Below are 26,605 nucleotides of genomic sequence, written 5' to 3'. Positions count from 1 at the left end.
AAATATGTACGTCATGTCATTCGATTCGTAATCCCTTAGTCAAGAAGATTCTGTGTGTTCTGCCACCGATCAACCAACAACAGGAGCATCTTTAATCCCGTTTCCATAGCGTCTTCATCCACAGTAAATCGCGGATGGTGATGCGGGAAGTCACTTTCTTTTGCCCCATTGCGTGACCCGATGTAAATAAAGGCTCCTGGTGCCTTCCGCAAATAGGCAGAAAAATCCTCGGCTCCCAGTGTAGGTTGTATTTGTTCCAGCACATCAGCACCAAAGTAATCGACAGCCGCTTCACGCGCGAATTCCACCAGTTTCGTGTCATTATACAGTGGCCGATACCCCGGCTGGTAATCCAGCTCACAGGTTGCTCCATGGGCAGTTGCTACCCCATCTATAATCTGATGAATCAATCCCGGCATACGGTTCCGTTCTGACTGATCGAAGGAGCGGAACGTCCCCCCAAGCTTCACCTGCTCGGGAAATGAGTTGTAGCCGGAACCCCCATGAATTTGTGTGAGCGACAAAACCGCAGGGCGCAGCGGATCAATATGGCGGGCCACCACATGCTGAAGATTGACAATGACCTGTGCTGCTACCGAAATCGCATCAACTGCCTGATGAGGATAAGCCGCATGTCCCCCCGAGCCCGTAATCGTTATATCAAAGGCATCGTTACCCGCCATGACCGGGCCTGCCAGCAGCCCGATTTTTCCCGTATCCAGCCAGGAAATCAGATGCAGGGCAAATATGGCATCTACATTGTCCATGACACCTGCTTCTACCAACTGCTCTGCCCCACCTGGTACTTGTTCTTCCGCATGCTGGAATATAAAGCGCACCTCCCCACGGATAGACCGTTTTTCCCCTGAAAGAATTTTCGCCACGCCCAGCAAAATGGACGCATGACTATCATGTCCGCAGGCATGCATCACATTGTCGGTCTGAGAGGCGAATTCGAATTGATTCTCCTCATGAATGGGCAATGCATCAATATCAGCGCGCAGTGCCAGTACTCTGCCAGGCTGTTCACCCTTAAGTCGAGCCATGACGCTTGTTGGAGTCGGACGTGAAATTTGCAGGTTTCCAAAGCCTCTCAATTGTTCTTCAATGTATGCAGACGTTTGAACCTCTTGAAAAGAAAGCTCCGGTTGACGATGAAAATGTCTGCGCCACTCCACAACCTGTTCTTTTATGGCTTCTGCTTGTGCAATCCATGTTTCATGCTCCATGTTAGTTTCTCCACTCCTTCAACTGTTCATTTCTCATTTCTACATAGCAAGAGGACAAGCTCAAGGGCTTTACGCCCTTCGCCTGCCCTCCTTTTCTTCATGCTTACATCACTTTCGTTAATCCGACTGTCTTCTCCATAATAATAATAGCCAGCACGGCAACTCCTATGAACAAAACGGAGATGGCGTTGACGGATGGATCAAATGTCTGATCAATATAGTTAAAAATCCGCACAGGCACGGTTATATTTCCAGGTGAGGATACAAATAAACTGATCGACACTTCCCCAAAAGACTCCACGATGGAGAACACCGTACCTGCGATAATCCCCGGCTTGATCAGCGGAATCGTGATTCTTACAAAAGTTTCCAGCCTTCCCGCTCCCAAGCTCATCGAAGCCGATTCCAGTTTGGGATCAAGCCCGGATACACTGACACTCACCGTGCGGACTACGTATGGAAAGGCAACAACCATATGCCCAATGACCAGCCCGGTTAAAGAGTTAATAAGCCCCAGGGATGTAAACTCATACAGCAACGCAATCCCCAGCACAACCTGCGGAATCATAAGCGGTGACAGCATAAGAGACTGAATGGCTTCCCGACCTCGAAACTTTAATCGACCCAGAGCATAAGCAGCAGCCGTTCCCAAAATGACGGTTAACGGTGTTACGATAAGTAGCAGCAAACCGCTCACCTGTAATGCCGATGCCCAGTCGCTGTTTGTAAACAACGAGTGAAACCATCTTACTGAAAAAGAGGCCGGCGGAAATTGCGGATACTCCGTCGGACTAAAGGCAGACAGGAAAATAACCAGAATGGGTGAAATCAGAAACAGATACACCAGAATACCAGCCGCCCAAATTAGAGTTGTCAGCACCGATATTTTGCGTTTTCGCTGCGACGGTCGATCGGCCTTGTTCATGTTGTTGACGACAGGAGCTGAGGCCTTACTTGAAGAATCAGTCATGCAGCCTGGCCTCCCATCTCTTCGATATCCAGCCGATCAGGGCAACCACAATACCGACCAGCAGCAACAGCGTTACAGACAGGGCGGCAGCGAATGGCATATTGAATACCTGCACGGCCTGCTGATAAATCGCCAGCGGCAGGAGGGGCTGTAGACGACCGCCTACGAGCAATGGCGTGATATAGCTACCCGCTGCAAGCGAGAAAACAATAGCCGCACCAGACAACATTCCCGGCAACGTAAGCGGAAGCGTCACCCGGAAAAAGGTTCGAATCCGCCCAGCTCCCAGACTCATGGATGCCTGCCGCAGCTTGGGCTGAATATCTCCCATGGACGTTGCAATAGGCAGTACTGCGAATGGCAGCATAACCTGCACATAAGCGATAATGACAGCCTTCATACTCCATAAAAGCGATAACGGCTGATCAATCAGGTGCAGCTTGAGCAGCACCGCATTCAGCAGACCATTTTGAGCCAGAATGACAATCCATGCGAACGTACGAATCACCACACTGGTCAACAAGGGCGAAATCAGCAGAATATAAAAGAATGTGCGTATGCCCGGTTTCTCGGTTCGTACCAGCAGATATGCCGCCGGATAAGCCAGGACAATACAAATGACTGTCGTCAGCAACGCAACACCCAATGTCGACCGGATGGTTGTCATATATGCGCCTGTCGTAAACACCTGGATATACTGATTCAACGTATACGTGGGAAGCACATTTAATAAACTATCTACTTCCCGAAAACTGAGTGCAATCAGCATAATGAACGGAGCAACCAGAAAAGCTGTCAGAAAGAGCAGCGCCGGGGTAAGCAAAAGCCAATAAAATGAGTTCGTACGTCGAACAGCAGTTGTACGTGCCATGGTTACCCTCCTTCCGTCGGAAGAGGAATGACATCCTCAGCAGCCCAGTATAATTCACACGGGTCTCCCTGTACCGGAAGAGTCGGGAATACAGGATCAGGAGCAACGACTAGCAGCTCCCCCTTACCGGGAAGAGCTATTTTTAACCTTACCTGATCTCCCGCATAGCTGACATGCTGAATGATTCCCGGTGTGCGATTGAGCTGGCCTTCACTTCCGGGTATGAAGGAAATCCGTATCCTCTCTGGACGCAGCATATACGTAGCTGCCTCCACAGAATCCGGCACAGCCGTTTCCAGAATTAACGGAGAACCATTGGCCAGCTCATAATGTTCGACCTGAAGGCGTATATTGCCTCCCGAAGCTGCATCCCCCATTGAACGGGTATGAAACAGATTCACCTGTCCGATAAAATCTGCTACGAACCGATTAGCTGGCTGTCGATATATTTCAAGTGGAGAACCAACCTGTTGAAGACGTCCATGCCCCAAAATACCGATACGGTCGGACAAGCTGAGCGCCTCTTCCTGATCATGTGTGACCAAGATAGTAGTGATTCCGGTCCGGCGTTGAATCGTCCGCAGCTCTGTCTGCATATCCTTGCGCAGCTTTGCGTCCAGATTGCTTAACGGCTCATCCAGCAGCAATACAGAGGGTTCAATAGCCAAGGCTCTCGCAATCGCCACCCGTTGCCGCTGTCCTCCGCTTAACTGATGAGATCTGCGGTCTGCCATGGATGAGAGCTGGACAAGTGCCAATGTCTCGTCGACACGGCGCTTTATTTCTTTTTTAGGCAGCTTGCGTATTTGCAGGCCGTAGGCCACGTTATCAAACACCGAAAGATGGGGAAATAACGCATAATCCTGAAATACGATACCCAAACCCCGTCGATAAGGAGGCAGTCCAGTCACATCCTGTTCTCCAATAAGAATTCGTCCCGTGGAGGGGTCCAGAAAACCCGCAATCATATTCAGCAGCGTCGTTTTACCACAACCGCTAGGTCCGAGAAGGGAGAAGAACTCCCCTTCCCGAACCTGTAGCTGGACCTCTTCCAGAGCCGTGAAATCACCAAATTGGCGGCTCACATCATCAATGTGAATCCCACTCACTTGCTGCCCCCCAATGCCTGTGTCCAGCGATTGGTCCAATCTGCCAAGTTAGGGGTAGCTGTCGTATAATCAACCCATTTCAGCTTTTTGTAGGCTTCTTCGCCGACTTGTACTTTGTTTTTCAAGTCATCACTATACTTTACGTTTTTATTGGTCATACCGTACAGAGACAGTTCAGAGAATGATTTCTGTGCATCAGGACCGGACAAATAGTCAACCAGCTTATAGGCATTTGCCAGGTTCTGGCTTCCTTTCGGAATAACCCAGCTCGCCACAGCAGCAACCGGTCCATCCTTCGGATACGTGAAGCCAACATTCAAGCCAGCTTTTTGCATAGCAAACGCGCGACCGTCCCAAAACGGTACAACCCACGCATCCCCACGCTCCAGCAAAGTTTGAATGGAACCGGAGTTATCCGGGAACGCGGTAGCATTCTGTTTTAGCTCTGCAAGTTTGGCAAAGGTTTTATCGACGTCAGCAGGGTTGCTCTCCTTGCCACCCAAGGCATTAACAAGACCGGAGAAGAACTGCAAACCAGCAGAATAAGTCGGCGAGGATATTGCAACATGGCCTTTATATTCTGGGTTCCACAAATCCAGCCAACTGGTCGGCGGGGTTTTAACTAAATCTTTACGATAAATAAGTCCTAATTGCCCCATACTAAAGCCTGCCGCGTATACATTGCCGTCTTTCGTGAACCGTTCCTCAACAGAAGGGTATAAATCAGCCAGATTAGGAACATTTTTAGTGTCCAAAGGCTGCAACAAATTGGAATCTGCTGCCCGTTGAATGGTGTCCGGTTGCAGAACAAGCACGTCATAAGCTGCATTTTTACCATTGCCCGCTTTCAGCTTTGGATACCATTCGGCATCCGTACCCGTGACAACCTCCACTTCAATCCCGGTATCCTTTTGAAATTGATCCAATGCTGCTTTACGGATATTTTTTTCCCAATCTCCACCGGACACACCAATGACCACTTTGTTCGTTTTCGGCAGCTCGCCGCTGGCTTGATTATCGGTTCCCGCTCCGCTCTGTTGATTGCCGCAAGCAGAAATGAGGACCGCCAAGCTAAGGAATAAGGAAGCAAATGTAAATTTTCTCTTGTTTTTCATGGACATTACCACCTTTTATGAATAATAAAATACCTTCTACATTAAATCCTGCCACAGCTGCTCAATACACGCGGCCGACAACTTCTGTTGCGGATAAATCTGTTTGGCACGTTCATGAACCAGTTGCTTGCGAATAGCACGTTGAGTCGGTGGAAGTTGTTGGAGCAGTTGCGCCAAGCTGTCGCTTGCTTCTGATGTCCAGATGGCCTCATAGGCTTCTCTTGCGCTCCCGAAATCCCACAAGTCCTCGACTTCCCAAGTATTTCCATCCCGGTGTTGGCACGTCAATTCCTCGTCCACCACCCACACACCATCTTGTACTTGAACGGCAACGCCGTATAAGTTCTCAGCCTGCTGCACCCCCAGAAGGCCAGCTCGCACTTCCTCCAGTACATCTTGGGGATTGCGCTTGAACGGGCTACCCCAGCCGCCCCCACCAGGAGACTGAATGCTGACCACATCACCTAGCTCCGGATGGAGTACGCTGATTTTGGGTAGTTTTCGTTCATTCGATCGGCCGGGGTTCAATGTGACCTGTCCCAAGGCACCGGCTTGCCCTCCTGCCAGTCCCCAAGGATGAAAGCGGAGCCGCTCCATACCTCTAGCCGTTACTATGGAACCTTCCTCCCGAATCTCAAAATCAAGACGGATGGCGTGACCCCCGCGATGCAGTCCTGCACCTGCTGTGTTTTCCAGCAATTCATAGCGGTGAACCAGCACTTCAATGTGCTGCTCCAAACTTTCAATCGGGGTATTTCGAAGGAAACCGGAAGCATGGTCGATTCCGTCCGCTCCATCCATATCACTGTGCCCTCCACCCCCGCCGCCCATCGGCTGGACTACAGCCATATTGCGCGAACCACTCAAAACGTCGGGGGTGGACAGCACCACAATCGCAGATTGCCCAGCACCCGCGGCCGGAATTCCATTCGGAATAGCTTTCGCAAGCGCTCCAAGCACAGCGTTATACAACCGCATCGTAATCGTATGCCTCACGCCCACCGCAGCCGGATATACCGGATTAACCAGCGTACCCGCTGGTGCTACGATCGAAATGGGCCGTGTAATCCCTCCGTTAACCGGAATGAACGGATCAGAACTAATAATGTAGTTGATTAATCCCTGGAATAGAAACGAATGCTTTTTCCCGTTCGTCACGAGATTAAATGCCGTTCTCACCTGTGGATCACAGTTGGAAAAATCAAGCGTAATGCTTCCATCCTTGACCACAACCGACACGGCCAGACGCACAGGAGTATCCGAAACCATATCATCGTCCAAATAATCAGCAAAGCTGTAGGTGCCGTCAGGAATTTGTTCGATGACCTTGCGGGCACGAAGCTCACCCTGATCCATAAGGTCCTGCATACTGTCTTTCACGGCTTGAACACCAAACTTGTTCACTAGCGTATGCATCCGTTGTTCCGCTGTATTGACAGCAGCCACCATCGCATTAAAATCACCCAGATTGAGCTGTGGCGCCCGGCTGTTCGCATTCAGAAACATATGCACGTCCGCATTCGCTTGACCACGCTTATAAAGCTTCACTGGAGGTATACGTAAACCTTCCTGGTGAATATCCGTGGCCTCGGGCGAAATACTAGAGGGTACCAGTCCGCCTACATCGCTGCAATGGACAAATGCCCAGGCGTAAGATATCAGCTCACCGTCCACAAAAATAGGTTTGAATACATGGACATCTGGTAAGTGTGTCGCCAATCCGTCGGTGGAATACGGCTCATTGGTGATGATAATGTCGCCCGGCTCCAGCGGCTCACACGCCTCAGCTGCACGCTGTAAGCTTAAACCCAAAAATATAGTCACCCCGACGGTTTTCGGGTAAACAAAAAACTCTCCTGATGGTGTCGCCAATGCGGTGGCAAAATCCGCAGACTCCTTCACAAATGTCGTGAACGATGTTCGTTCAATAATATGGCCCATGCCCGCCGCAATTGCATTATAATAGCTTCGCATGATTTCCAGTGTTGCCGGATCTGTCTTCATCCGCGCACCTCTTTTCGTTTCAAAATCAGGTTGCCGGACCGATCCGTAACACCATACCAGCCGTTCAGCACAAGAACGGTTGTGTCATCCTGTTCGACGATAGCTGGTCCTTCAAGCCGATGGCCTGCACGCAGCTCGATGCGAGCGTATATATCAGCGGTATACTCCGTTCCGCCATAAACAATACGTCGTGTTCCTGAAGGCTGAATTTGATCCGTCGCCTCCAGAATGGAGGCAATCTGAGGTTTAATCGTATGGCCTGCCAACCGTACCCGCAGGTTAATCAGCTCTAATACGGCAGAAGGATCACTGTGCCCGTATTGACGATGATGCAGTTCGTGAAAAGCGGTGACAATCCGTTCACCGTTTCCGTCTTCCAGCATGAAGCAATCCAGCGGAAGCTCAATTTCAAAGGCTTGTCCGCTGTAACGTGCATCCATCGAGTAATGAAGTGCGATCCCTTCCAGCCCCTCCACCTGTTGCTTATCAAGCCACTGCCGCGCCTGTTCTGCCAAAACATCAAATTCACGCGCGAGCGAATCGGAAGGATACTCATCAAACCGCTGCTGTAAAGATAATACTGCATCATAGGCAAAATCAGCCGACAGTGCTCCTAGCGCACACAACGTACCCGGATTCGGTGGAACCAGAACACTCTGTGCCTGAATTTCCTCTGCCAAAAAATTAGCCGTTACCGGTCCCCCGCCGCCAAAGGCAAGCAGACTGAATTCCCGTGGATCAAAGCCGTGCTGCTCCATCACCGCGCTTAGCTCTGCATACATATTCGCCACAGCTACCTGAATCATTCGGTCGGCGGCCATTTGTTCATCTGTTCCCAAGTGCTCGGCAATGGGACGAATTGCTTGCGCAGAACGTTCAGGGAAAAGCTGTACATGCCCTGCGGCGAACCTATCCGGATTCAAATATCCGCACAAAAGAAACGCATCCGTCAAAGCAGCTCTTTCCCCCGTGCCGTAACAGGCAGGCCCCGGCGACGAACCGACTGACTCCGGTCCTACCTTAAGCAGCCCTCCATTGTCAATCCAGGCAAAGGAACCGCCGCCTGCCCCTACCGAATACATCGAAACGGAAGGTAGCATAATCGGCATCCCTGCCAACTGATTGGTTTGTGTGAATGTAGGCTTACCGCCTTCAATAATGGAAATATCAGCACTCGTGCCCCCCATATCAAAAGTGATGACATTGGCAATATCTGCAGATTTTGCGGCTTGTACTGCACCGATTACCCCTGCGGCGGGTCCGGAAAACAAAGTTCGTACTGGCGCCTGTGCAGCTGTGCCAATATCCATAATACCGCCATTCGATTGCGTAATAAAAGGCTGCGTCTGGACTCCTTCTTCATTCAAACGTTCACGAAGCGTTTCAAAGTAACGCTGGACGTTTGGCTGAATATACAAGTTAACGGACGTCATAGCCGCCCGCTCGTATTCCCTCATTTGAGGCCACAAGGCGGAAGACGCATTCACACCCAACTGGGGAGCGATCTTACGTATCCGCTGAACAGCCAATTGCTCATGCTGCGGGTTTTTATAGCTATGCAGGAAGCAAACCACTACCCCGCTCACTCCGGAATCCAGCGCCCCGCGAATCGCTTGATCCAGACTATCAGAATCTAATGAGGTATGTACCGTACCGTCATGCAGCATGCGCTCTTTTACCGTAAAGACCCGTTCTCTCGGCACAAGCGGCTCAGGCAGTCTGGAACGAAAATCATATGGTATCGGCAGCCGTAAACGCTGGAGAGCCAGCAAATCCCGGAATCCCTCGGTTACGATGAGTGCAATCGCCTCACCGCGACGCTGTAGTAACGTATTTAGACCTATTGTAGTGCCGTGCACGAAGTAATGTATGTCCTCCGGCTTGATGCCACGCTCTTTCAACAAGGCTAATCCATTTGCAATCCCCTGTGCAGGGTCCAACGGAATGGTTGGAGTTTTCACTCCCCATAGCTTGCCGTTCTGATTGTCCAATATGGTTAAATCCGTAAATGTTCCCCCAATATCAATCCCTAATCTCCATGAATCGCCCAACCTTTACTGCCTCCTCTTGTTACGCACGATCTCTCTGCTATAATTACGACTAATTCTATCGACATTATATAAATAAATCAAGATATTCGATAAAATTCGACAATATTATCAAGAGTATTTTTGTGCTACCCTAAGTTCAGAGAAGGATGGATTCCATCGCTCTTTACTCTTCACTGCTGACCTGACGATTCTCAGGTTTCTTGGAGAATACGCGCTTCCACGCCTCTGGGCCGCCCGGTACGCGCCATATGCGGTAAGCCAACATGAGCATCGAATAAACGACATAACCTAGTGAAATACTTGCCTCACAGGTCAAAGTGGTAGTAAAACGCAGGCGATCTACCCAATAGGGCACAACAAACAGCTTGGGCGTGCAGTTCATGCGCACAAAGCTGGAGGCAAAACCGATCAGTGACGTTTTCAGTCCCCAGAGAATACCGGTAGAGGTAGCCGTATAAGCAGCGTCAGCAAGACTGATATTGGTGGACCATTCCATTTTCGACATTTTCACATGGGATAGCGTATGACGTATCCATCGGTGAAAGGAGCGTGTTCCTTTCAGCAGAATCCGAATATCGTGTATAAATCGCTTGATTTTCTCTTTATCGATGGTGCCGCTGTCAATAGAAGCATCGGTTTTATGTATGTTTTTGTTGCGATCGAGTCGATAGAGTAGCCCTTTCTGCAAACTTGCCAGCAGAATAGCCGGAATGTCATAGTTTATTTTAATCCACCCGTACAGAAATCTGATCTCCAGATGCGCCCGGTCATCATTATCATGCTTGGCAATATCCAGCTTCAATCGGATACGGGAGAGCAGAACAGCCAGCACAAGTAACAAGACGACGATGATGGCGATACCGATCCATTTCCACACTGGCGAGTCCTCCCTTCCTTTTTTCTACATAGATATACCATGGCAAAAATAGTATGACCCTTCACCCGGAAAACATGCATCCTGAAACGCTAAACAGCCAGCCCCATTACGCAAGGACTGGCTGTTTTCTAAATTTCGAATCTTTAACAATGAAGAGAAACCTGTAAAACAAGCTCCTGTCAGGCATCAAGATTCCGTATCGTTCATATCCGGGTGATTACTCTCCAAACGTTCGAACAACAATTGTGTCTCTTCCTCCAAATTATCCGAGTCCTCAAACTGCTCAGGCTGCGGCAAATCCGCCAAAGAGCCCAGACCAAAATAATCCAGAAATGACTTCGTCGTACCGTACAAAATCGGCCGTCCGATAGCCTCAGCCCGACCTTTTTCCTCAATAAGCTCCTTGTTGACCAGAGTATGTATGGCCCGCTCAGATTTGACACCGCGAATATCTTCGATTTCAACTCTTGTAATGGTCTGGCGGTAGGCCACAATGGCAAGTGTCTCCAAGGCCGCTTGCGACAGCGAGGCACGTGCCGGAGAGTAGGCGAGCTTTTCAAAATAAGGTGCATGTTCGGATAAGGTTGCAAGCTGATAGTGCCCGGCGATACGGACAATTTGCAGACCTCTTCCTCCCTGCTCCATGTCCTGCTTCATATCCTCCAGACCCTTTTCAACCAGCTCTTGCTGCTGCTCTACAATGTCGGCGATCTGCTTGGCGGACAACCCTTCCTCTCCCGCGAGAAACAGCAGTCCCTCAATAATTGATTTCAGCTTCAGATAATCCATTAACCCGTAAATCCCCTCTCCACTCCATTACAATATCATCGAAAAGCTTCTCCTGATAGCAGAAAATCTGCTTCATTTTCATCAATTCGAGGATAGCCAAAAAGGTGACTACCACTTCATGCCGATACATATCCTCATGCATCAGCTTGGAGAACAGAAGCCGTCCCCCCGTTCCTACCATCTCTAACGCCCCGATGACCTGCCGAATACGGTCCTTGACCGAAATCTCATCCCGGTGAATACGGGTTACCGTCGTACGTCGTTCTGCTTTGCGCAGCGCACGCTGAAAAGCCGCGACCAAATCGCTTGCATGCAGCCCATGCACCGGATTGGCGGGTTCGGTGGGCAGGTATGCGCTCAAATCCTCCGGCTCCTTGCCATAGATCAGACTTCGTTCCCATTCACGCTCACTCAGATGGCGGGCAATCCCTTTATATTTACGATACTCCACCAGCTTGCGAACCAGTTCATCCCGCGGATCATAATCTTCTTCTTCATAAAAATCCAAATCATCATATTCCATTACAGGTGGCTTGGGAAGCAGCAATTTACTCTTAATGGATAAGAGCGTCGCCGCCATCACCAGAAACTCGCTCGTAATGTCCAGCTCCAGCTCCTGCATACTGTGCAAAAAAGCCATATACTGATCGGTAATATCACTAATCGGGATATCCTGAATATCGATCTCGGCCTTATCAATCAGATGCAACAGCAGGTCCAGCGGACCCTCGAATGTTTCCAGCTTGTAATTTACGACTGTCAATGTGCTTCCCCCTGCCTTACTCCAATCATCATTCAACAATACCTTTCCCCGTTAGCACTTATGCTCGACTTTATCAATCCCTCTTTCTGTAGTATATACGTCATCGCCTTGCTTAACAATCCAATCCCTTTTTCCTGCTATAGTTATGTCGTTCTATTCAGGTATTCGCAAAATTAAAACTGCTTGCCCAGATTCGCCATCTCAATCGCAGCCAGTGCGGAATCCCAGCCTTTATTACCAGCCTTCGTACCTGCACGCTCAATAGCCTGCTCAATGTTTTCCGTCGTTACTACACCGAAAATAACAGGCACGCCTGTTTTCAGACTGCTTGCCGCCACACCCTTGGCCACTTCATTGCAGACGATATCATAATGCGAGGTAGAACCACGGATCACCGTACCCAGCGTAATAACGGCATCGTATTTACCGCTTGCAGCCATTTTTTGAGCAATCAATGAAATTTCAAAAGCACCTGGCACCCAGGCTACATCAATCTCCTCTTCCTTCGCTCCATGCCGTTGAAGCGCATCGATTGCACCGCTTAACAGCTTACTTGTAATAAACTCATTAAACCGGCCTACCACAATACCATACTTCAAACCATCCGATACGAGATTACCTTCCAGAAAACGTGCCATATGAATCAACCTCTCTTTTTTAAATTATTTACAATGACATACGACGACGATAGTCAATCAAATCCTGAATACTGATCAGCTTCAAATGATGACGGTTGGCGATCACTACCAAATCGGGTACTCGGGCCATGGACCCATCTTCCTTTATAATTTCGCAAATGACCCCGGCGGGTTTGGAGCCGCAGAGTCGGGCCAGATCGACAGCCGCCTCAGTATGACCCGCACGCTGCAAAACACCCCCATCGCGGGCGATCAGCGGAAACATGTGACCAGGCTTGCGAAAATCGCTCCCTGTGGCTGTCTCGTCGGTCAGCGCACGCACGGTCAAAGAACGCTCGGTTGCTGAAATCCCCGTTGTGGTCTCTCTATGATCTACCGACACCGTAAAGGCTGTGCCGTGGAAATCTGTATTTTGCTCCACCATCGGCTGCAATTCCAGTGCCTCGGCTCTTTGCCCTGTAATCGGTACGCAGACCAACCCGCGGCCTTCGGTAATCATGAAATTAATGACCTCGGGGGACGCTTTTTCTGCCAGAGCGATAAAATCGCCTTCGTTTTCCCGTTGCTCATCATCCACCACGATCACGACTTTACCGTTTTTTAGATCCTCCAGCGCTTCTTCTATGGAATCCAGACGAATTTCCACTTCCTGCTCCAACACACCATATTCCACTACGTCAGCCACTATATTTGAATGGCTCTCACTGCTTCCGCTTTCCATTACGCTTTCCTCCTTATTTCTTATGGCATCAGGCAAAGCCGTGTTTCGCCAAATAATCCAGACTCATAGGAGCTTTCTCCATTTCCTCCGTCGCCGCTGATCTTCCGTAATTCAAAAGCTGCTCCACATATTTACCTAAAATGTCGCATTCAATATTGACGGTGTCTCCCTCACGTTTGGCCTGCAAGGCCGTCTCAGATAAGGTATGGGGGATGATAGATACGGCAAAGGTATCTCCTGTGCGCTGGGCAACCGTCAAGCTGATGCCGTCGAGTGTAATCGAGCCTTTGAGAAGAATATATTTGAATATTGCCTGATCTGTAGGTGCAACTTCGTACACAACCGCATTCTGGTCTGATGTCACCCGACGAATCGTGCCCGTTCCATCCACATGTCCTTGCACGATATGCCCTCCGAACCTGCCATTCGCCGCCATAGCCCGTTCCAGATTGACCCGGCTACCGGATTTCAACTCATTCAGATTGCTGCTGCGGAAGGTTTCAGGCATCACATCAACCTTAAAATCCTTAGTACCCACCTGTGTTGCGGTCAGACAAACACCATTCACGGAAACACTGTCTCCTATTTTCAAATCGTCCAATACCACAGAACCCGCAATGCCCAGCACCATCGCTTCTCCGCTTCTGGAAATCTGCTGAATGCGTCCCACTTCCTCGACCAATCCGGTAAACATGCCTTCACTCCTTTCCATCTAAAGTTCAGTTTATCCCTGATTCATCTGGCGTAAGCGCAAAAAACCCCCAGTCCGGATAATATCCGTCACGGGGGTGATGAGAGTCGAATTTGCAGTATACAAGCGCAGTCCATATACATCCTGAGACCACATGAATGATAAGTTTGCCAATAGAAAGCATGACTGGCCATACAACTAAATACGCTCAGAGCGCGTGCGAAAACGAAAGCTTGTAGAACAAGCAATCTTCCGTTTGCTACCTGCAACGAAATAAGCCGTACGTACCATTACGTATGCTAAAAATCGGCACATGTCATGTCATGCACATGCGCTTCGTATCCTTCTCCCATCCAGACTATACTGTCGGTCCCGGAATTGCACCAGGTCCACCTTCTGCTGATCGCTCAGCATCCGGGTCACGGACTAAGCCGCGCTGTTCATCGCAGAAGCGATTTACAGACACGTCATCACCGCCGGTGGGGAATTGCGCCCCGCCCCGAAGGATCTTGCTTTATTCAATTGAATTAGCATTAAACTTGTTACGTATATTAGCACCGACTTCTAAAAAAAGCAAGTTATCTGATAGACGCTTCTGCTTTTGTTTTGACATATTGGCTGGAAAGCTCTTCAAACCAGGCTCTATCATTCATGTGAAGCGCTAGATCAATCAGATCGGCCAGTTCTTCGATCCCGAGCTGCGTAGCATGATCGAACGTAATGACCGCTGAAGCGGTTGGTCCGCGGCCACCCTCCGTGCATATATCGTAATCCAGCCGTACATCAACATGCCCGTCGATAAACTCGCATTTCAGAAAATAAATAATCTCGCACATTAAAATGGGACGCACCTGCGTTTCCAGCACACAATCCATCACCTTGGCGGAATAATGCTGGTTCGTCAGCGTAAATTTGTGATCTGTCGCTGCCAGGGAAGTCCGTCCAAAGTCATCCGTAAATTTCAATTCCACTGGCGTGATATTCATGACCTTGGGTATTTGCTTCTTTATAATTTCGATTATCTCAACTGTATTCAGCTTAATCATACCTGCACCTCATTGCATCTTAAAATTCAGAGAAAGCACTAATTCAACATGTTTCACGTAGGCCTCCACTCCTATATCGGAAATCATTACCTGATTTTTTATGCTTCATCCCATAAACGACAAAAAAGATTCTTCGCGCAACAAGCGCAAAGAATCTTGATCGAACCGGTACCGCAACATCTTATAACAATGTTCAAAGTGTATTATGCAAAAAACTGGATTATAGCTCCGAAATTTCATGTTTCTTTTTCAGAATATTCCAGCGGCGTTCAATCTCCTGCTCAAAGGTAGCCAGCGTGGCTTCCTCCTTAAGAAGATGTTTTGTTTTGCCCATTAATTTGAGCCATTCTGCGGCTGGAATCCGTTTTCCCTTGTCCTCCGGATTGTACGTAATCGTCGTACTGCCTTGCTCAATCTCGTACAGCGGGAAGAAGCAAGACTCCACAGCAGCCCCCACAATGCTGGTACCCAGTCTATCCTCGGATTTCCAGTTCAGCGGGCAGGCGCACAGGATTTTACCATAGGCGGTCCCCACGTTATTTGCATACCATTGTGCTTTGGCCGCTTTACGCAGCATATCCTGCGGATGGCTTTCGGCTGCCGTGAAGGCATATGGAATGTTACAAGCAGCCATGATTTGCACGGTATCCTTGTGATGCCCTTGCTTTCCTTTTTGCATTTTGCCTACACCCGACGTACTGGTCATGTGACCGAGCGGAGTGGAGTACGATTGCTGTGAACCTGTATTCATATACCCCTCGTTATCATATTCCAGCATGATCAGCTTATGATTACGCAGAGCCGCACCAATCGCAGAACCCATACCAATATCCATCCCACCATCACCGCTGATCATGATAAAGGTCGGATCGTCCGACATTTCAATTTCATTACGGCGCTTCATTTCCATGTAAGCTTCCAGCGCTCCCGAAAGTGTAGCGGCCCCGTTTTGAAAAAGATTGTGGATCATCGGTTGTTTGTGTGATGTATATGGATACCCTGTCGTCGTCACATATACGCAGCCTGTCTGGAACAGCACGACAATATCCCCTTCAATACCTTTGAAAAACAGTTCCAGCGCAGACAATGCCCCACATCCTGGGCAAGCCCCGTGACCTGGTGTAAGACGGCGTGGTTTGGTTGTCAACGACCGCAGGGGTGGTACCTTGACTTTGAGCTTCCCGGTCGCCTCGTCCGGCGTAACCTGAATCAGGCCCGTACGGTATGCATTGCCACGTGGCGGCTGCATAACTTGCGGCATCACCTTGTCCGGTGAACCCGGATTAATTCCGTAATAATCAAAGGGCTTCTCCGCTCGTCCGGCCTCTGCCGCCTCAATCGCAAGCTGGAAGAACGCCTCTGCATCTTCCGCATAAAAATCCTTGCCCCCCAAGCCAAAGATACGGCTCAACACGAGTGTCCGATTCAGCGGGTCCTCCTGCAAGGCCGCCTTAATTTCATGCGTTAAATTACCGCCGTCTGCCCCATACGAGTCTGCACGTTCACCTACCAGCAGCGCCTTGACATGGCGCAATGCCTCGCGAAGCTGCTCGGCAGGAAACGGTCGAATGATATTCGGACGAATTACACCGGCCTTAATGCCGCGCGCGCGGAGCTGATCGGCCACATCCTTGGCCGATTCAGCCGCCGAATTCAACAGGAATACCGCGACCTCAGCATCCTCCATATGATACAGATCCAAAATCGGGTATTCCCGACCGGATAAAGCAGCATATTCTGCTGCTACCTGCTCATATACTCCTTCTGACAACTTCAGTGCTTCGGACAGCTGAACATGATTATTCGTCAGGTCATCGCCGTTCATATGCGCGCCCACGGTAACAGGATGATCAAAATCCGTAATATTCGGATAATTTAAGTTCGGGTTAGGACCTACAAAACCGCGCACGGTCTCAGCATCGGCAAAATATTGCACTTTACGTTTTTGATGGGACGTATAAAAACCGTCATATGCAACCATTACAGGCAGCCGAACATCGCTATGCTCTGCGATTTTTAGTGCCATGATGTTCATATCATACACAGCCTGTGGTGTACTTGCCGTCAAAATAACCCAGCCCGTATTCAAACCATAGTACAGGTCCGAATGATCCCCGCGAATATCCAGGGGACCACTGACAGCTCGTGTCACCAGATTCATAACCATTGGAAAACGAGTACCTGACTGAACAGGTAACTGCTCCAGCATGTACAGGAAACCTTGCGAACTAGTGGCGTTCACAACCCTCGCTCCCGCTGCGGCAGCTCCATAACAAATCCCTGCCGATCCGTGTTCTCCGTCTGCTGCAACCAGCTTAATATTATGCTGACCTCTCGTTCTCATCTGATCCAGATACTGCGCTACCTCGGTAGATGGAGTAATCGGGAAATATCCCATCATATGATAATTGATCTGCGCAGCCGCCGTAGCTGCCATTTCATTACCGGATTCGAACGTTGTCACTTGCGCGGCGCCTGTCTGTTTGAGTTCTTCCTCCAGTTTTGCCATTACGCACGCCCTCCTTCATATACCGGAAATTGGTGGGCAACTCGATTCTGTTCCGCCCATCCCCATTGCTCGCGACGCGAGCTTAATGCCCCCGATGGGCAAATATCTACACATTTCAGACATCCTTTGCAATACTGGTAATCAATCCCTTGCAAAAATGGAATCATTCTTCCGCGTTTGTCTGCTTGCTCTTCCCATACAAAACAGTAATCCGGGCAAATCGAATCACACTTGGCACAATGGGTACATTTATCAGCTTCATATTCAGGCACATACCCCTGACGTGAACCACTAACATCTCTCGTTATGCTGTTTCCCTGAGTTGCAATAACGCCCCCCAGTAGTTGCGTTTCGTATCCCAGCAATGGCTGCGGACGTTCAAAAACCCGATCCTCTGCGTCATCAGTAACCGGATATACGTGCAGTTCCATTTCATCATAACCACGGTTAAACGTACGCAGATTAGGTTCTACTAACAGTGGATTTTTCTTTTCAAAGGTACTGCGTATAACCGATCTCATTGCTTCCGGGTCCAGGAAATCACAGACACGGAACAAGGCACCGAGCATGGACGTATTTAGTTTGGTTCGCTCTTCCAGTGCGATGCCCATCGCATCCACCACCGCTAATGTACCGGATACCAGTCCCAAATCAGCCCGTATTTCTTCTGCTGGACGTGTAGAATTAACCACTACAATCCCATCCGCTGGCAGTCCGCTGATTACATTTACCGTTTTGTATAACGTTTCATGGAAAATGCCTACCACATGCGGTTGCTCAATCGGACTGTGATCCCGAATATCGACTTCTTGCTCACAGAAACGGACGAAACTTTTAACCGGAGTTCCCTTTTTTTCCGAACCATAGGACGAAAAATTTGAAGCATTCAGCCCCAGACCAAGCACCCCGGTTTCGGCCAACATTTTGCCAGCCAGATTAGCGCCGAGTCCACCAATGGATTCCAGCCGGATTTCAAAAAATCCGAGTCGATTTGTGCTCGTTAAAATAGACAATGTGATAAGCCCCCTTCTTTTCCAATCCTTACTAAGTTTGAATACTCATATAAAAAAAATGGAAAATGCATTCTTATGAAAAGGCTATCACAACACTTACTTTTCGAATGTGATCTTACGCACTGTAATGACTATGGGATTGCAAAAATCAATAAACCGTCAAACAAAAGACAACAAAAGCCGCCCTGTCCAAAGACAGAACGGCTTAGGTGCAACGCTATTTAAAAAAGATCATGTAATTAACGGTAAAATTACACGTCAAATACTTTAACCTCTTTCATTTTGTCGCCTTGTTTTACAGCATCAATAAATTCCATACCTTTGGTCACTTGACCAAATACAGTATGTACTCCATCCAAATGCGGCTGTGGAGCGTAGCAGATGAAGAATTGGCTTCCGCCTGTGTTACGGCCTGCATGCGCCATGGATAGAACGCCTTTGGCATGCTTCGTTGTGTTCGTAGCTGTTTCGCAGTCGATCGTGTAGCCAGGGCCGCCTGTGCCTGTTCCATTAGGACAACCACCTTGGGCAACAAAGCCTGGAATAACGCGGTGGAAGCTCAAGCCGTTGTAGTAACCGCTGTTTGCCAGCTTTTCAAAGTTAGCAACCGTGTTTGGCGCTTCTTCTGGAAAAAAATCAATTTCGACGATACCGCCGTTTTCTAGATCTATTCTACCTTTTTTCATTGTTTGTAGCTCCTTTTCAACCTGTTTTGAAAGCTAAATAGCATCAAGTTCCAGTTTACTATGAATTGCCGCGCTTAGCAAAGCCTTGTCCAAAAAAAGAGACCATTGTCCCCGGTATATCACTCCGGATGAATGGCCTGTTTCGTCACACGTATTCAAAATCAGGAAGAAACCGTAATCTTGGCGTTGGGATGAACCGATGAACTGGCTTGGTCACGAACCAAACGCTGTGGCACGACATCATTCCGAACGATATCCTCATAGCTTTCCCGGCGTACCACCAGTTCGGCCTCACCATTGTTTACAAATACAACCGCTGGTCGACGTATCCGGTTATAATTACTCGCCATGGAATAATTGTAGGCTCCGGTTGAAGCAACAGCGAGCAAATCCCCGCTGGTCGGACGCGGCAGCTCCACATCCCAAATGAGCATATCGCCGCTTTCACAGCATTTGCCCGCAATGGATACCGTCTCCTCGTTCGCATCGTGCGCCCGGTTAGCCAGCATGGCTTCATACTTCGCCTGATATAGCGCTGGACGCGGATTATCCGTCATTCCGCCGTCAACCGAGACATACTTGCGCACCTGTGGGATATCCTTGACGCTGCCCACGGTATACAAGGTGGTGCCGGAGTCGCCTACAATGCTCCGTCCCGGTTCAATCCAGATTTCAGGAAGCTCGTCATACAGCCCGGAAAAATGAGTTTTTACCGCTTCGCCGATAGCCTGTACATAGGTGGAAATTTTCAGTGGTGTGTCCTCTTCTGTGTAACGAATGCCAAATCCCCCACCCAGATTAATAACCTTGAAAGAAAACTGAAGCTGTTCCTTGATTTCTCTGGAAAAAGCGGCAACCCGTTCGGCAGCCATTTGGAAGCCGTTCACTTCAAAAATTTGCGATCCTATATGGGAATGTACCCCCAGCAGGTTCAGATGATCTAGCCTGATAGCCTGCTCCACCGCATGGCTTGCTGTACCGTTCGCAATGTCAAAACCGAACTTTGAATCCTCTTGGCCTGTGGCCATATATTCGTGCGTATGTGCTTCAACCCCCGGTGTAACCCGCAATAAAATATTTACCTGCTGTTTCCGCTCGGAGGCAAGGACCTGAAGCAAATGCAACTCCATCTCGCTGTCGACCACGAAGCAACCAATTTGCGCATCTAACGCCATTTCAATTTCTTCCGGTGTTTTGTTGTTGCCGTGAAAATGGATTCGCTCTGCCGGAAATCCAGCTTGCAGCGCGGTGAACAGCTCTCCACTGGAAACGACGTCGAGCGACATCCCTTCTTCTGCAGCCAAAGCACACATCGCCATTACGCAAAATGCTTTGCTTGCATAAGCGACTTGAAACTTCAACCCGGTTTCATGAAAAGCTTCTATAAACTCCCGGCAACGCTGGCGTACTAACTGTTCATCTACAATATACAGCGGTGTTCCAAAACGCTCCTTCAGAAGGGTCGTGTCGCATCCGCCAATCTCCAAATGTCCAGTGCTGTTAATTTTACTGCTTCCATGCAAATACATGTTCTGGCGCCTCTCTTTCTGGAACAAGCAAGTCATATTCCATCGAATGTTTACACCAGTATAGCAAAAAAAACATTAAGAAGAATGGATTTTTATACAGATCATTTATATTAATGTTCCTGCCCGTTGCCAGAGTTCGAATCGGTGTTTGCATCCGTACCCGGCATGCGTGTATTGTCCCGCGTTTTGTTAGATGACGGACGGTTAGGCGCACTCAGTACAGGCATACGGAACAAGATGGAGGCCATCGCCTTGGAATTAAATGGAATGAACGGCCACAGGTAGGAAGAATTGTATGACCGGTGCAGCGTCAGCATCAAAATGATCAGTGTCGTGCCTACGATAAAGCCCGGAACGTGGAAGATAGCCACAGCTATCAGCAAAACCAGCCGGATTAAACGATTCGCCAATCCCAATTCATAGCTCGGCGTTGCGAACATCCCGATAGCAGCCACAGCCATATACAGCACAACTTCATTGACGAAAAGTCCCGTTTTGACCGCAATATCCCCGACCAAAATGGCGGCGATCAAGCCCATCGCCGAAGCCAGCGGTGTCGGTGTATGGACAGCCGCCATGCGCATGAGATCGACCCCCAACTCGACAATGATAAACTGGGCGATCAGCGGTAGATGAGCTTCCTTTTGAGGACCGATAAAATCGAGAAACGCCGGTTTTAGCTCGGGGTTGATGACCATAAGCAGCCACATCGGAAGCAAAAACATCGAGGCAAAAATCCCTATAAAGCGAACCCAGCGCAAATAGCTCCCCATAAAAGCCGTTTGCCGATTCTCTTCCGCATGCTGACACAGGTCAAAAAAGGTGGTGGGCAAGATCATCACGCTGGGTGAGGTATCGACGAAAATAACGAGTCGGCCTTCCATAATATGCGAAGCCACAACATCTGGTCGCTCCGAATACCGCACTAATGGATATGGATTCCAGCCTTTATTAATAATCGTCTCCTCTAATTGCTTATCCGCCAGCGGGATGCCGTCCAGATTGACGTTTTTAATTTTATCGCGTACCGTGTCCACCATCACTTTATCCACGATATCATCAATATAGCCCAAGCATACGTCTGTCCGGGTGCGGCGGCCAACCTGCATCGCCTCAAATTTAAGCCCAGGGTCCCGCAAGCGGCGACGAACCAATCCCACATTTGTCAGCATCGTCTCTGTAAAGCCGTCACGGGCACCACGTACGACGCGCTCCAGTGACGGTTCCTCGGGATTACGTACCGGATAATTACGGGTGTCCAAAATGATCGAAAAGCGCTCACCTTCCATAAAGAAGGCACTATAGCCTGTCAGCACCTTGTTGATGACAACCGACATTTTGTCTGTCTTTTCCACCTGAATATGCGGAATATAATTTTCAAAATACGATTGCAGTCCGTCTGTAGACAAATCATCCGGTGTCAGATAGGTGAGCCGCTTCAGCACTTCAATCATGACCAGGTCCTTGGCAAAGGTATTCAGAAACAGATAGCCGATATGTCGCCCGCCTAGTGTCATCTCCCTGAATACGACATCAAAGGTCTCTCCCAGACCGATTACTGTTTTAAGTGTTTCCTGATTTTCCTTTATTCTTGGCGATATATCATCCTTACCCTGCCAGTAAAGAACGGATTCCTCTACGTTATCAGAACGCTCACTCTCTTTTTTGTGCTTAAAACGTTCTGACTCCTGTGCCAGCCTTTTTTTCCATGGGCTCATCTCTTCCTTGCCAGCAGTATGACCTTCATTCCCGATGGCTCCATCCTCCTGATGTTCTTGATCCGGTCTATGCTCCATATCTCTTGCCCCCTTCACTTTCCTTGTTATCGGTTGTATACGAACCAGTCAAAAAACGAACCAGTCACCTTACCCAACACCATCGCCATCAGCAGGCCAAACATATACACGGTCATATGGAGCCGTTTGGCGAGTATAGGCAATAGATTTAGTACCTCCGTCAGTGCTGCGGCGAGTAAACCGATAAACACTCCGCAAAATAACCCCGGTATCCACGTAAGTACGCCCGGCAACGGCAAGCATATATTCCAAAAATCGGCTACCGTTCCCACCACTGAACCCAAAATCATAGATTTTTCGTATGCTCGTGATTTGTTATAGGTACGGGTAAGCTGTGCAAGCCGAGGAATCATATCCAGCACAATAAAAAGTGCGATCACGCCACCACCCACAGCAACGCCTCCGGCGATGCCTAAAATGATCTGAAGTGCACCCTGTACATACATCATCATCGGCGCTTATCCTTCGTAAGCATACGGGCCATCTTTTCATATTCCTCCGCCACAACATACTGATCCACATTTTCCTGATACAGATACATTTCAACTTCCAGCGGCGTCGGCTCCTCGTTCCATTTTTTTTTGAATAAATGATTAAAGAACACAATCATGCCGAAGCCAATACCGATCGAATACGCAATCTGAAACAGATATGGATGCTCATCCTTGTGTCCGGTAATCATCTCAACAATCCGAACCTGCACCTCCATCATGCTGACGTCAGCGTGAAAATTCATAATCGTGAGCGCAGAGCCAAAGAACAGAAGCACCCACACCAGAACAAATAATATTCTGGATGGCTTACGCGGTTTCTCCACGATTTCCACAAGCACATGCGGCTTGCCGAGAGATTCCACGACAACACCCGGAATGCGTTCTCTAATTTTCGATATGATTTGCAGCATGTCCACCAGTATCAGATTGCCGTCCTGTTGCTGCGGCCGCTTAAGAACAAGCTCCAGCAGCTCGTTTTCCCATTCGGGATCTGCCAGCAGATGGGCTACATCCCCCAAATGCAAGTCATGCCCCTTTAACATGCGTACACGACTGCGGAGGCGTAAATAGACTATGGGAGCCACTGTAGGAGCCGGACTATGGGTCATCCGATCCCCTCCTTATCCTCGTAATTACTGGTTAGTATGAGGCGAAGCCAGGAAACATATTCTGTGCACTTTCTGTTTCTCCACGCAAAAAGGGTACCCCTGACCATTAACATGGCTTGGGAATACCCTTTGTAATTACGTATACATGAGAATTTAGCAAAAATCCTCACCGATATTATTGAGCAATCTGATCGCGAATCGACTGCAAAATCTTTTTTTCCAGCCGCGATACCTGCACCTGGGAAATACCAAGTCGGCTTGCGACCTCCGATTGAGTCTGATCGCGATAATAACGCAGATATACAATGAGCCGTTCCCGCTCAGTCAGCCCCCCGATAGCCTCATTCAACGCCAGCTTGTCGAACCACCGCTCCTGCGATTCATCTGCAATCTGATCCATAAGCGTAATCGGATCGCCGTCATTTTCGAACACCGTTTCGTGAATCGAGGTTGGCGGCTTGTTAGCCTCTTGGGCAAAAACAACATCTTCTGGTGTAACTCCCAGTTCATCTGCGACTTCCTTGATCGTAGGTAAACGGTTCAGCCGTTTGGACAGCTCGTCCTTCATTTTGCGGACCTTATTGGCCGTCTCCTTGAGGGAGCGGCTAACCTTAAGCGTGCCGTCATCGCGCAGAAAACGTTGAATTTCCCCAATAATCATCGGAACCGCATACGTTGAAAATTTGACTTCATAGCTTAGATCGAATTTGTCCACCGATTTTAACAAACCGATGCAGCCGATCTGAAAAAGATCGTCAGGTTCATATCCCCGGTTCATAAAGCGCTGCACGACAGACCATACGAGCCGGATATTACTATTGACCAGCGTCTCACGGGCATCATTATCACCGGATTGACTCCGTGCAATGAGCCGTTTGACTTCCGCATCCTCCAAATAGCTGTTCGAAGTTTTTTTTCCTCCTGCTTCCATAGGATCAACCCCTAATTATATAAAGCTTTCTTGGATTCAATCCTTTTCTTCATCCGGACCGACGTGCCTCCGCCCGGCTCACTGACTGCTTCAAACTCATCCATGAAATTTTCCATAATGGTAAAACCCATGCCGGACCGTTCCAATTCAGGCTTCGACGTATACAGTGGCTGCTTCGCCAGCTCCAAATCCTCAATCCCTCTTCCTGCATCTTCAATCACCAATGTAACCACGTCCGTTTCAATCCCAACCTTGATCGTCACGACTCCGGACGGATCACTGTCATAGCCGTGAATAATGCTGTTCGTTACCGCCTCGGACACCACGGTTTTCAGATCGCTCAGCTCGTCCATCGTCGGATCAAGCCGGGAAATAAAGGCAGCGACAGCGACGCGGGCAAACGCTTCATTCTCGGATTTGGCGGCAAATTGCAAGCTCATGAAATTGTTTCCCGTACTTTCTCTCATGACACCACCTCCAGTTCCGTGAGCGCATTTCCCTCGTTTTCATATACAGGCATGATTTTAAACAAGCCTGACATATCCAGCAGTCGGTGTACCGGCGGATTGACATCACAGACAGCCATCTTGCCGCCCTTTTGTTTAATCAGCTTGTAGCGTCCCAAGATAACGCCAAGGCCGGAGCTGTCCATAAACTGGAGATTTTTCAGGCTGAGCACGATATGCTCGCATTGGCGGCGCTGAATCGCTTCATCCATTTGCATACGGACCATGTCCGACGTATGGTGATCAAGCTCACCGGACAGTCTTACAATCAACACCCCCCGGTGATGCTCCATTTCAATTTGCAGGTTCATGCTTACTCACTCTCCTCCCGGTCTTGGACAAGGATTTCTACGCAGCCGCAGACGATTCCTGCCCTCCGACAAAACTAGAAGAAAACCCCTTAAAATCTACAAAGAAAACAGGTTCGACATGGTACGTTTAAACAATTTCCACCATCCAGCCTTCTCCACCGCCACGGGTGAGGTTATGTTAAACTCCTTGAGCCGTTTACCATCCTGATAGACAACCAGCTTGCCAACCGGATCACCTGCACGGACAGGAGCTTTCAGACTTGGAGCGAGTTGCAGCTCATGACGCAGCGTATCTTTCGTTCCACCCTTTTTCACCAGCACGCTGTAGGAACGATCTGCCTGAATTTTCAGCTCCGGCAGTACTCCCTTCTCGACTTTTACGCTTCCCAGCAGGTCACCCGGCTTGTACACTGATTTCATCGTGTATTGGGAAAATGCATAATCGAACATGGAGGATACTTCATTGTTACGTGTTTTAGTATTCGGTTCGCCAAGTACGACAGCGACTACACGCATACCATCACGCTTGGCAGTAGCGGAAAGGCAAAATTTCGCTTCCCCTGTATAGCCTGTTTTCAGCCCGTCCGCTCCTGTATAGAAACGAACCAGCTTATTCGTATTCACCAACCAAAACGGCTTGGCCGAGGATTTGCGTAAATAGTCCTGATACGCTCCTGTATATTTTGTAATTTGAGGATATTTCAGCAGTTCACGGCTCATGACTGCAATATCATGCGCAGAAGAATAGTGATTTTTTACCGGCAAACCGTTGCAATTGGCAAAATGGGTATCCTTTAAACCAAGCTGCTGCGCCTTGGCATTCATCAATTCGACAAAAGCCTGCTCAGAGCCCGCAATTTTCTCAGCCATCGCCACGGAAGCATCATTACCGGAAGCCATTGCGACTCCTTTAAGCATCTCATCGACCGTCATTTCTTCTCCCGGCTCCAGAAAAATTTGCGATCCGCCCATCGAAGCCGCATATTCGCTTGCCCGTACTTTGTCGGTCAGCTTGAGTTTGCCATCTTGAATAGCCTCCATCGTCAGCAGCATGGTCATAATTTTAGTAATACTCGCCGGAGGAAGCTTTTCACGGCTATTTTTTTCATAGATGACTGTACCCGTATCCGCATCCATCAGGATCGCCGAGAGAGCCTCGGGAGCAAGCTCAGCCGCAGAACCCTCCTTGGGCTTGCTTTCAGGTTTGCTTTCCTCGGCCCAACCGCCGACGGGGACAGCAGTCAAGGCCACCAGACAAGCCAGGATGAACGCTACCACTTTTTTCTTCACAATCGGTTCCCTCCTCAACATATTGGCGTAAAGCACCGGAGCCCGTTATGTAGTCCTC

At 49.0% G+C, this 26,605-nt stretch carries 25 protein-coding genes and 1 riboswitch; all 25 genes read right to left on the bottom strand.

Features of this window, described 5'->3' with window-relative positions:
- Window positions 1-35 precede the first annotated feature (35 nt).
- Window positions 36-1,229 carry an amidohydrolase gene (locus ACQ4MX_RS26475; RefSeq protein ID WP_431088226.1) on the bottom strand — a complete coding sequence of 398 codons (1,194 nt, stop codon included), beginning with the start codon at window positions 1,227-1,229 and terminating at the stop codon, window positions 36-38.
- Window positions 1,230-1,332: 103 nt separating this feature from the next.
- A complete protein-coding gene (locus ACQ4MX_RS26470; protein WP_431091419.1) occupies window positions 1,333-2,154 on the bottom strand; it encodes an ABC transporter permease in 822 nt (273 codons plus the stop codon).
- A gap of 37 nt (window positions 2,155-2,191) precedes the next feature.
- On the bottom strand, window positions 2,192-3,070 hold the full coding sequence (locus tag ACQ4MX_RS26465; RefSeq protein ID WP_431088224.1) for an ABC transporter permease: 879 nt from the start codon (window positions 3,068-3,070) through the stop codon (window positions 2,192-2,194).
- Between the two features lie 2 nt (window positions 3,071-3,072).
- Complete coding sequence (locus ACQ4MX_RS26460) at window positions 3,073-4,179, bottom strand: ABC transporter ATP-binding protein (protein WP_431088223.1); 1,107 nt, start codon at window positions 4,177-4,179, stop codon at window positions 3,073-3,075.
- Window positions 4,176-5,294, bottom strand: a complete 1,119-nt coding sequence (locus ACQ4MX_RS26455) for an ABC transporter substrate-binding protein (RefSeq protein WP_431088222.1) — start codon at window positions 5,292-5,294, stop codon at window positions 4,176-4,178. The genes ACQ4MX_RS26460 and ACQ4MX_RS26455 overlap by 4 nt, the downstream gene beginning before the upstream one ends.
- Window positions 5,295-5,330: 36 nt before the next feature.
- The gene (locus tag ACQ4MX_RS26450; protein WP_431088221.1) at window positions 5,331-7,298 is read right to left on the bottom strand and encodes a hydantoinase B/oxoprolinase family protein; all 1,968 of its coding nucleotides are present in this window, start codon (window positions 7,296-7,298) and stop codon (window positions 5,331-5,333) included.
- On the bottom strand, window positions 7,295-9,349 hold the full coding sequence (locus ACQ4MX_RS26445) for a hydantoinase/oxoprolinase family protein (RefSeq protein ID WP_431088220.1): 2,055 nt from the start codon (window positions 9,347-9,349) through the stop codon (window positions 7,295-7,297). The genes ACQ4MX_RS26450 and ACQ4MX_RS26445 overlap by 4 nt, the downstream gene beginning before the upstream one ends.
- Before the next feature lie 163 nt (window positions 9,350-9,512).
- Window positions 9,513-10,226 carry a DUF2953 domain-containing protein gene (locus ACQ4MX_RS26440; RefSeq protein WP_431088218.1) on the bottom strand — a complete coding sequence of 238 codons (714 nt, stop codon included), beginning with the start codon at window positions 10,224-10,226 and terminating at the stop codon, window positions 9,513-9,515.
- Between the two features lie 186 nt (window positions 10,227-10,412).
- A complete protein-coding gene (gene scpB / locus ACQ4MX_RS26435) occupies window positions 10,413-11,015 on the bottom strand; it encodes an SMC-Scp complex subunit ScpB (RefSeq protein WP_431088217.1) in 603 nt (200 codons plus the stop codon).
- Window positions 10,984-11,778 (bottom strand): segregation and condensation protein A, encoded by a 795-nt coding sequence (locus tag ACQ4MX_RS26430; protein WP_025685827.1) that lies wholly within the window; start codon window positions 11,776-11,778, stop codon window positions 10,984-10,986. The genes scpB and ACQ4MX_RS26430 overlap by 32 nt, the downstream gene beginning before the upstream one ends.
- Before the next feature lie 173 nt (window positions 11,779-11,951).
- Entirely contained in the window at window positions 11,952-12,416 is a 465-nt protein-coding gene (gene ribH / locus ACQ4MX_RS26425) for a 6,7-dimethyl-8-ribityllumazine synthase (protein WP_431088215.1), read from the bottom strand.
- A 28-nt stretch (window positions 12,417-12,444) separates the two neighbouring features.
- Window positions 12,445-13,137 carry a 3,4-dihydroxy-2-butanone-4-phosphate synthase gene (ribB, locus tag ACQ4MX_RS26420; RefSeq protein ID WP_431088214.1) on the bottom strand — a complete coding sequence of 231 codons (693 nt, stop codon included), beginning with the start codon at window positions 13,135-13,137 and terminating at the stop codon, window positions 12,445-12,447.
- A 28-nt stretch (window positions 13,138-13,165) separates the two neighbouring features.
- Entirely contained in the window at window positions 13,166-13,831 is a 666-nt protein-coding gene (gene ribE, locus ACQ4MX_RS26415; protein WP_431088213.1) for a riboflavin synthase, read from the bottom strand.
- 334 nt (window positions 13,832-14,165) lie between these two features.
- Window positions 14,166-14,339: riboswitch (FMN riboswitch) on the bottom strand.
- Window positions 14,340-14,406: 67 nt separating this feature from the next.
- A complete protein-coding gene (locus tag ACQ4MX_RS26410) occupies window positions 14,407-14,874 on the bottom strand; it encodes an IDEAL domain-containing protein (protein ID WP_134913797.1) in 468 nt (155 codons plus the stop codon).
- A 220-nt stretch (window positions 14,875-15,094) separates the two neighbouring features.
- Complete coding sequence (locus ACQ4MX_RS26405; RefSeq protein WP_431088212.1) at window positions 15,095-17,383, bottom strand: thiamine pyrophosphate-dependent enzyme; 2,289 nt, start codon at window positions 17,381-17,383, stop codon at window positions 15,095-15,097.
- Window positions 17,383-18,396: a 2-oxoacid:acceptor oxidoreductase family protein gene (locus ACQ4MX_RS26400; protein ID WP_431088211.1), complete on the bottom strand. Its 1,014-nt coding sequence runs from the start codon at window positions 18,394-18,396 to the stop codon at window positions 17,383-17,385. Before ACQ4MX_RS26400 ends, ACQ4MX_RS26405 begins: the two co-directional genes overlap by 1 nt.
- Before the next feature lie 251 nt (window positions 18,397-18,647).
- Window positions 18,648-19,082 carry a peptidylprolyl isomerase gene (locus ACQ4MX_RS26395; protein WP_431088210.1) on the bottom strand — a complete coding sequence of 145 codons (435 nt, stop codon included), beginning with the start codon at window positions 19,080-19,082 and terminating at the stop codon, window positions 18,648-18,650.
- Between the two features lie 161 nt (window positions 19,083-19,243).
- The gene (gene lysA, locus ACQ4MX_RS26390) at window positions 19,244-20,611 is read right to left on the bottom strand and encodes a diaminopimelate decarboxylase (protein ID WP_431088209.1); all 1,368 of its coding nucleotides are present in this window, start codon (window positions 20,609-20,611) and stop codon (window positions 19,244-19,246) included.
- A 110-nt stretch (window positions 20,612-20,721) separates the two neighbouring features.
- Window positions 20,722-22,407, bottom strand: coding sequence for a spore germination protein (locus ACQ4MX_RS26385; RefSeq protein WP_431088208.1), 1,686 nt, complete (start codon window positions 22,405-22,407; stop codon window positions 20,722-20,724).
- 26 nt (window positions 22,408-22,433) lie between these two features.
- The gene (locus ACQ4MX_RS26380) at window positions 22,434-22,856 is read right to left on the bottom strand and encodes a stage V sporulation protein AB (protein WP_431091418.1); all 423 of its coding nucleotides are present in this window, start codon (window positions 22,854-22,856) and stop codon (window positions 22,434-22,436) included.
- Window positions 22,856-23,509 (bottom strand): stage V sporulation protein AA, encoded by a 654-nt coding sequence (locus tag ACQ4MX_RS26375; protein ID WP_431088206.1) that lies wholly within the window; start codon window positions 23,507-23,509, stop codon window positions 22,856-22,858. Before ACQ4MX_RS26375 ends, ACQ4MX_RS26380 begins: the two co-directional genes overlap by 1 nt.
- A gap of 175 nt (window positions 23,510-23,684) precedes the next feature.
- Window positions 23,685-24,440: an RNA polymerase sporulation sigma factor SigF gene (gene sigF, locus ACQ4MX_RS26370; protein ID WP_134913785.1), complete on the bottom strand. Its 756-nt coding sequence runs from the start codon at window positions 24,438-24,440 to the stop codon at window positions 23,685-23,687.
- Window positions 24,441-24,451: 11 nt separating this feature from the next.
- A complete protein-coding gene (spoIIAB, locus tag ACQ4MX_RS26365) occupies window positions 24,452-24,907 on the bottom strand; it encodes an anti-sigma F factor (protein ID WP_014282156.1) in 456 nt (151 codons plus the stop codon).
- A complete protein-coding gene (gene spoIIAA / locus ACQ4MX_RS26360) occupies window positions 24,904-25,257 on the bottom strand; it encodes an anti-sigma F factor antagonist (protein ID WP_014282157.1) in 354 nt (117 codons plus the stop codon). The genes spoIIAB and spoIIAA overlap by 4 nt, the downstream gene beginning before the upstream one ends.
- A gap of 96 nt (window positions 25,258-25,353) precedes the next feature.
- Window positions 25,354-26,547 carry a D-alanyl-D-alanine carboxypeptidase family protein gene (locus ACQ4MX_RS26355; RefSeq protein WP_025685838.1) on the bottom strand — a complete coding sequence of 398 codons (1,194 nt, stop codon included), beginning with the start codon at window positions 26,545-26,547 and terminating at the stop codon, window positions 25,354-25,356.
- Window positions 26,548-26,605 lie beyond the last annotated feature (58 nt).

Source organism: Paenibacillus sp. 8b26, from assembly GCF_050626875.1.
Lineage (GTDB): Bacteria > Bacillota > Bacilli > Paenibacillales > Paenibacillaceae > Paenibacillus.
Note: the sequence above shows the minus strand (reverse complement) of the source record. Positions and strands in the feature narration are given on the sequence as shown.

Excerpts from the sequence above, each read along its gene's own strand:
- ACQ4MX_RS26455 (WP_431088222.1), bottom strand. The coding sequence starts at position 5,294 with ATGAAAAACAAGAGAAAATTTACATTTGCTTCCTTATTCCTTAGCTTG.
- ACQ4MX_RS26465 (WP_431088224.1), bottom strand. The coding sequence starts at position 3,070 with ATGGCACGTACAACTGCTGTTCGACGTACGAACTCATTTTATTGGCTT.
- scpB (WP_431088217.1), bottom strand. The coding sequence starts at position 11,015 with ATGGATTATCTGAAGCTGAAATCAATTATTGAGGGACTGCTGTTTCTC.
- spoIIAB (WP_014282156.1), bottom strand. The coding sequence starts at position 24,907 with ATGAGAGAAAGTACGGGAAACAATTTCATGAGCTTGCAATTTGCCGCC.
- ACQ4MX_RS26375 (WP_431088206.1), bottom strand. The coding sequence starts at position 23,509 with ATGACCCATAGTCCGGCTCCTACAGTGGCTCCCATAGTCTATTTACGC.
- ACQ4MX_RS26470 (WP_431091419.1), bottom strand. The coding sequence starts at position 2,154 with ATGAACAAGGCCGATCGACCGTCGCAGCGAAAACGCAAAATATCGGTG.
- sigF (WP_134913785.1), bottom strand. The coding sequence starts at position 24,440 with ATGGAAGCAGGAGGAAAAAAAACTTCGAACAGCTATTTGGAGGATGCG.
- ribE (WP_431088213.1), bottom strand. The coding sequence starts at position 13,831 with ATGTTTACCGGATTGGTCGAGGAAGTGGGACGCATTCAGCAGATTTCC.
- spoIIAA (WP_014282157.1), bottom strand. The coding sequence starts at position 25,257 with ATGAACCTGCAAATTGAAATGGAGCATCACCGGGGGGTGTTGATTGTA.
- ACQ4MX_RS26450 (WP_431088221.1), bottom strand. The coding sequence starts at position 7,298 with ATGAAGACAGATCCGGCAACACTGGAAATCATGCGAAGCTATTATAAT.
- ACQ4MX_RS26405 (WP_431088212.1), bottom strand. The coding sequence starts at position 17,383 with ATGGCAAAACTGGAGGAAGAACTCAAACAGACAGGCGCCGCGCAAGTG.
- ACQ4MX_RS26380 (WP_431091418.1), bottom strand. The coding sequence starts at position 22,856 with ATGATGTATGTACAGGGTGCACTTCAGATCATTTTAGGCATCGCCGGA.
- ribB (WP_431088214.1), bottom strand. The coding sequence starts at position 13,137 with ATGGAAAGCGGAAGCAGTGAGAGCCATTCAAATATAGTGGCTGACGTA.
- ACQ4MX_RS26385 (WP_431088208.1), bottom strand. The coding sequence starts at position 22,407 with ATGGAGCATAGACCGGATCAAGAACATCAGGAGGATGGAGCCATCGGG.
- lysA (WP_431088209.1), bottom strand. The coding sequence starts at position 20,611 with ATGTATTTGCATGGAAGCAGTAAAATTAACAGCACTGGACATTTGGAG.
- ACQ4MX_RS26410 (WP_134913797.1), bottom strand. The coding sequence starts at position 14,874 with ATGATTAAGCTGAATACAGTTGAGATAATCGAAATTATAAAGAAGCAA.
- ribH (WP_431088215.1), bottom strand. The coding sequence starts at position 12,416 with ATGGCACGTTTTCTGGAAGGTAATCTCGTATCGGATGGTTTGAAGTAT.
- ACQ4MX_RS26395 (WP_431088210.1), bottom strand. The coding sequence starts at position 19,082 with ATGAAAAAAGGTAGAATAGATCTAGAAAACGGCGGTATCGTCGAAATT.
- ACQ4MX_RS26475 (WP_431088226.1), bottom strand. The coding sequence starts at position 1,229 with ATGGAGCATGAAACATGGATTGCACAAGCAGAAGCCATAAAAGAACAG.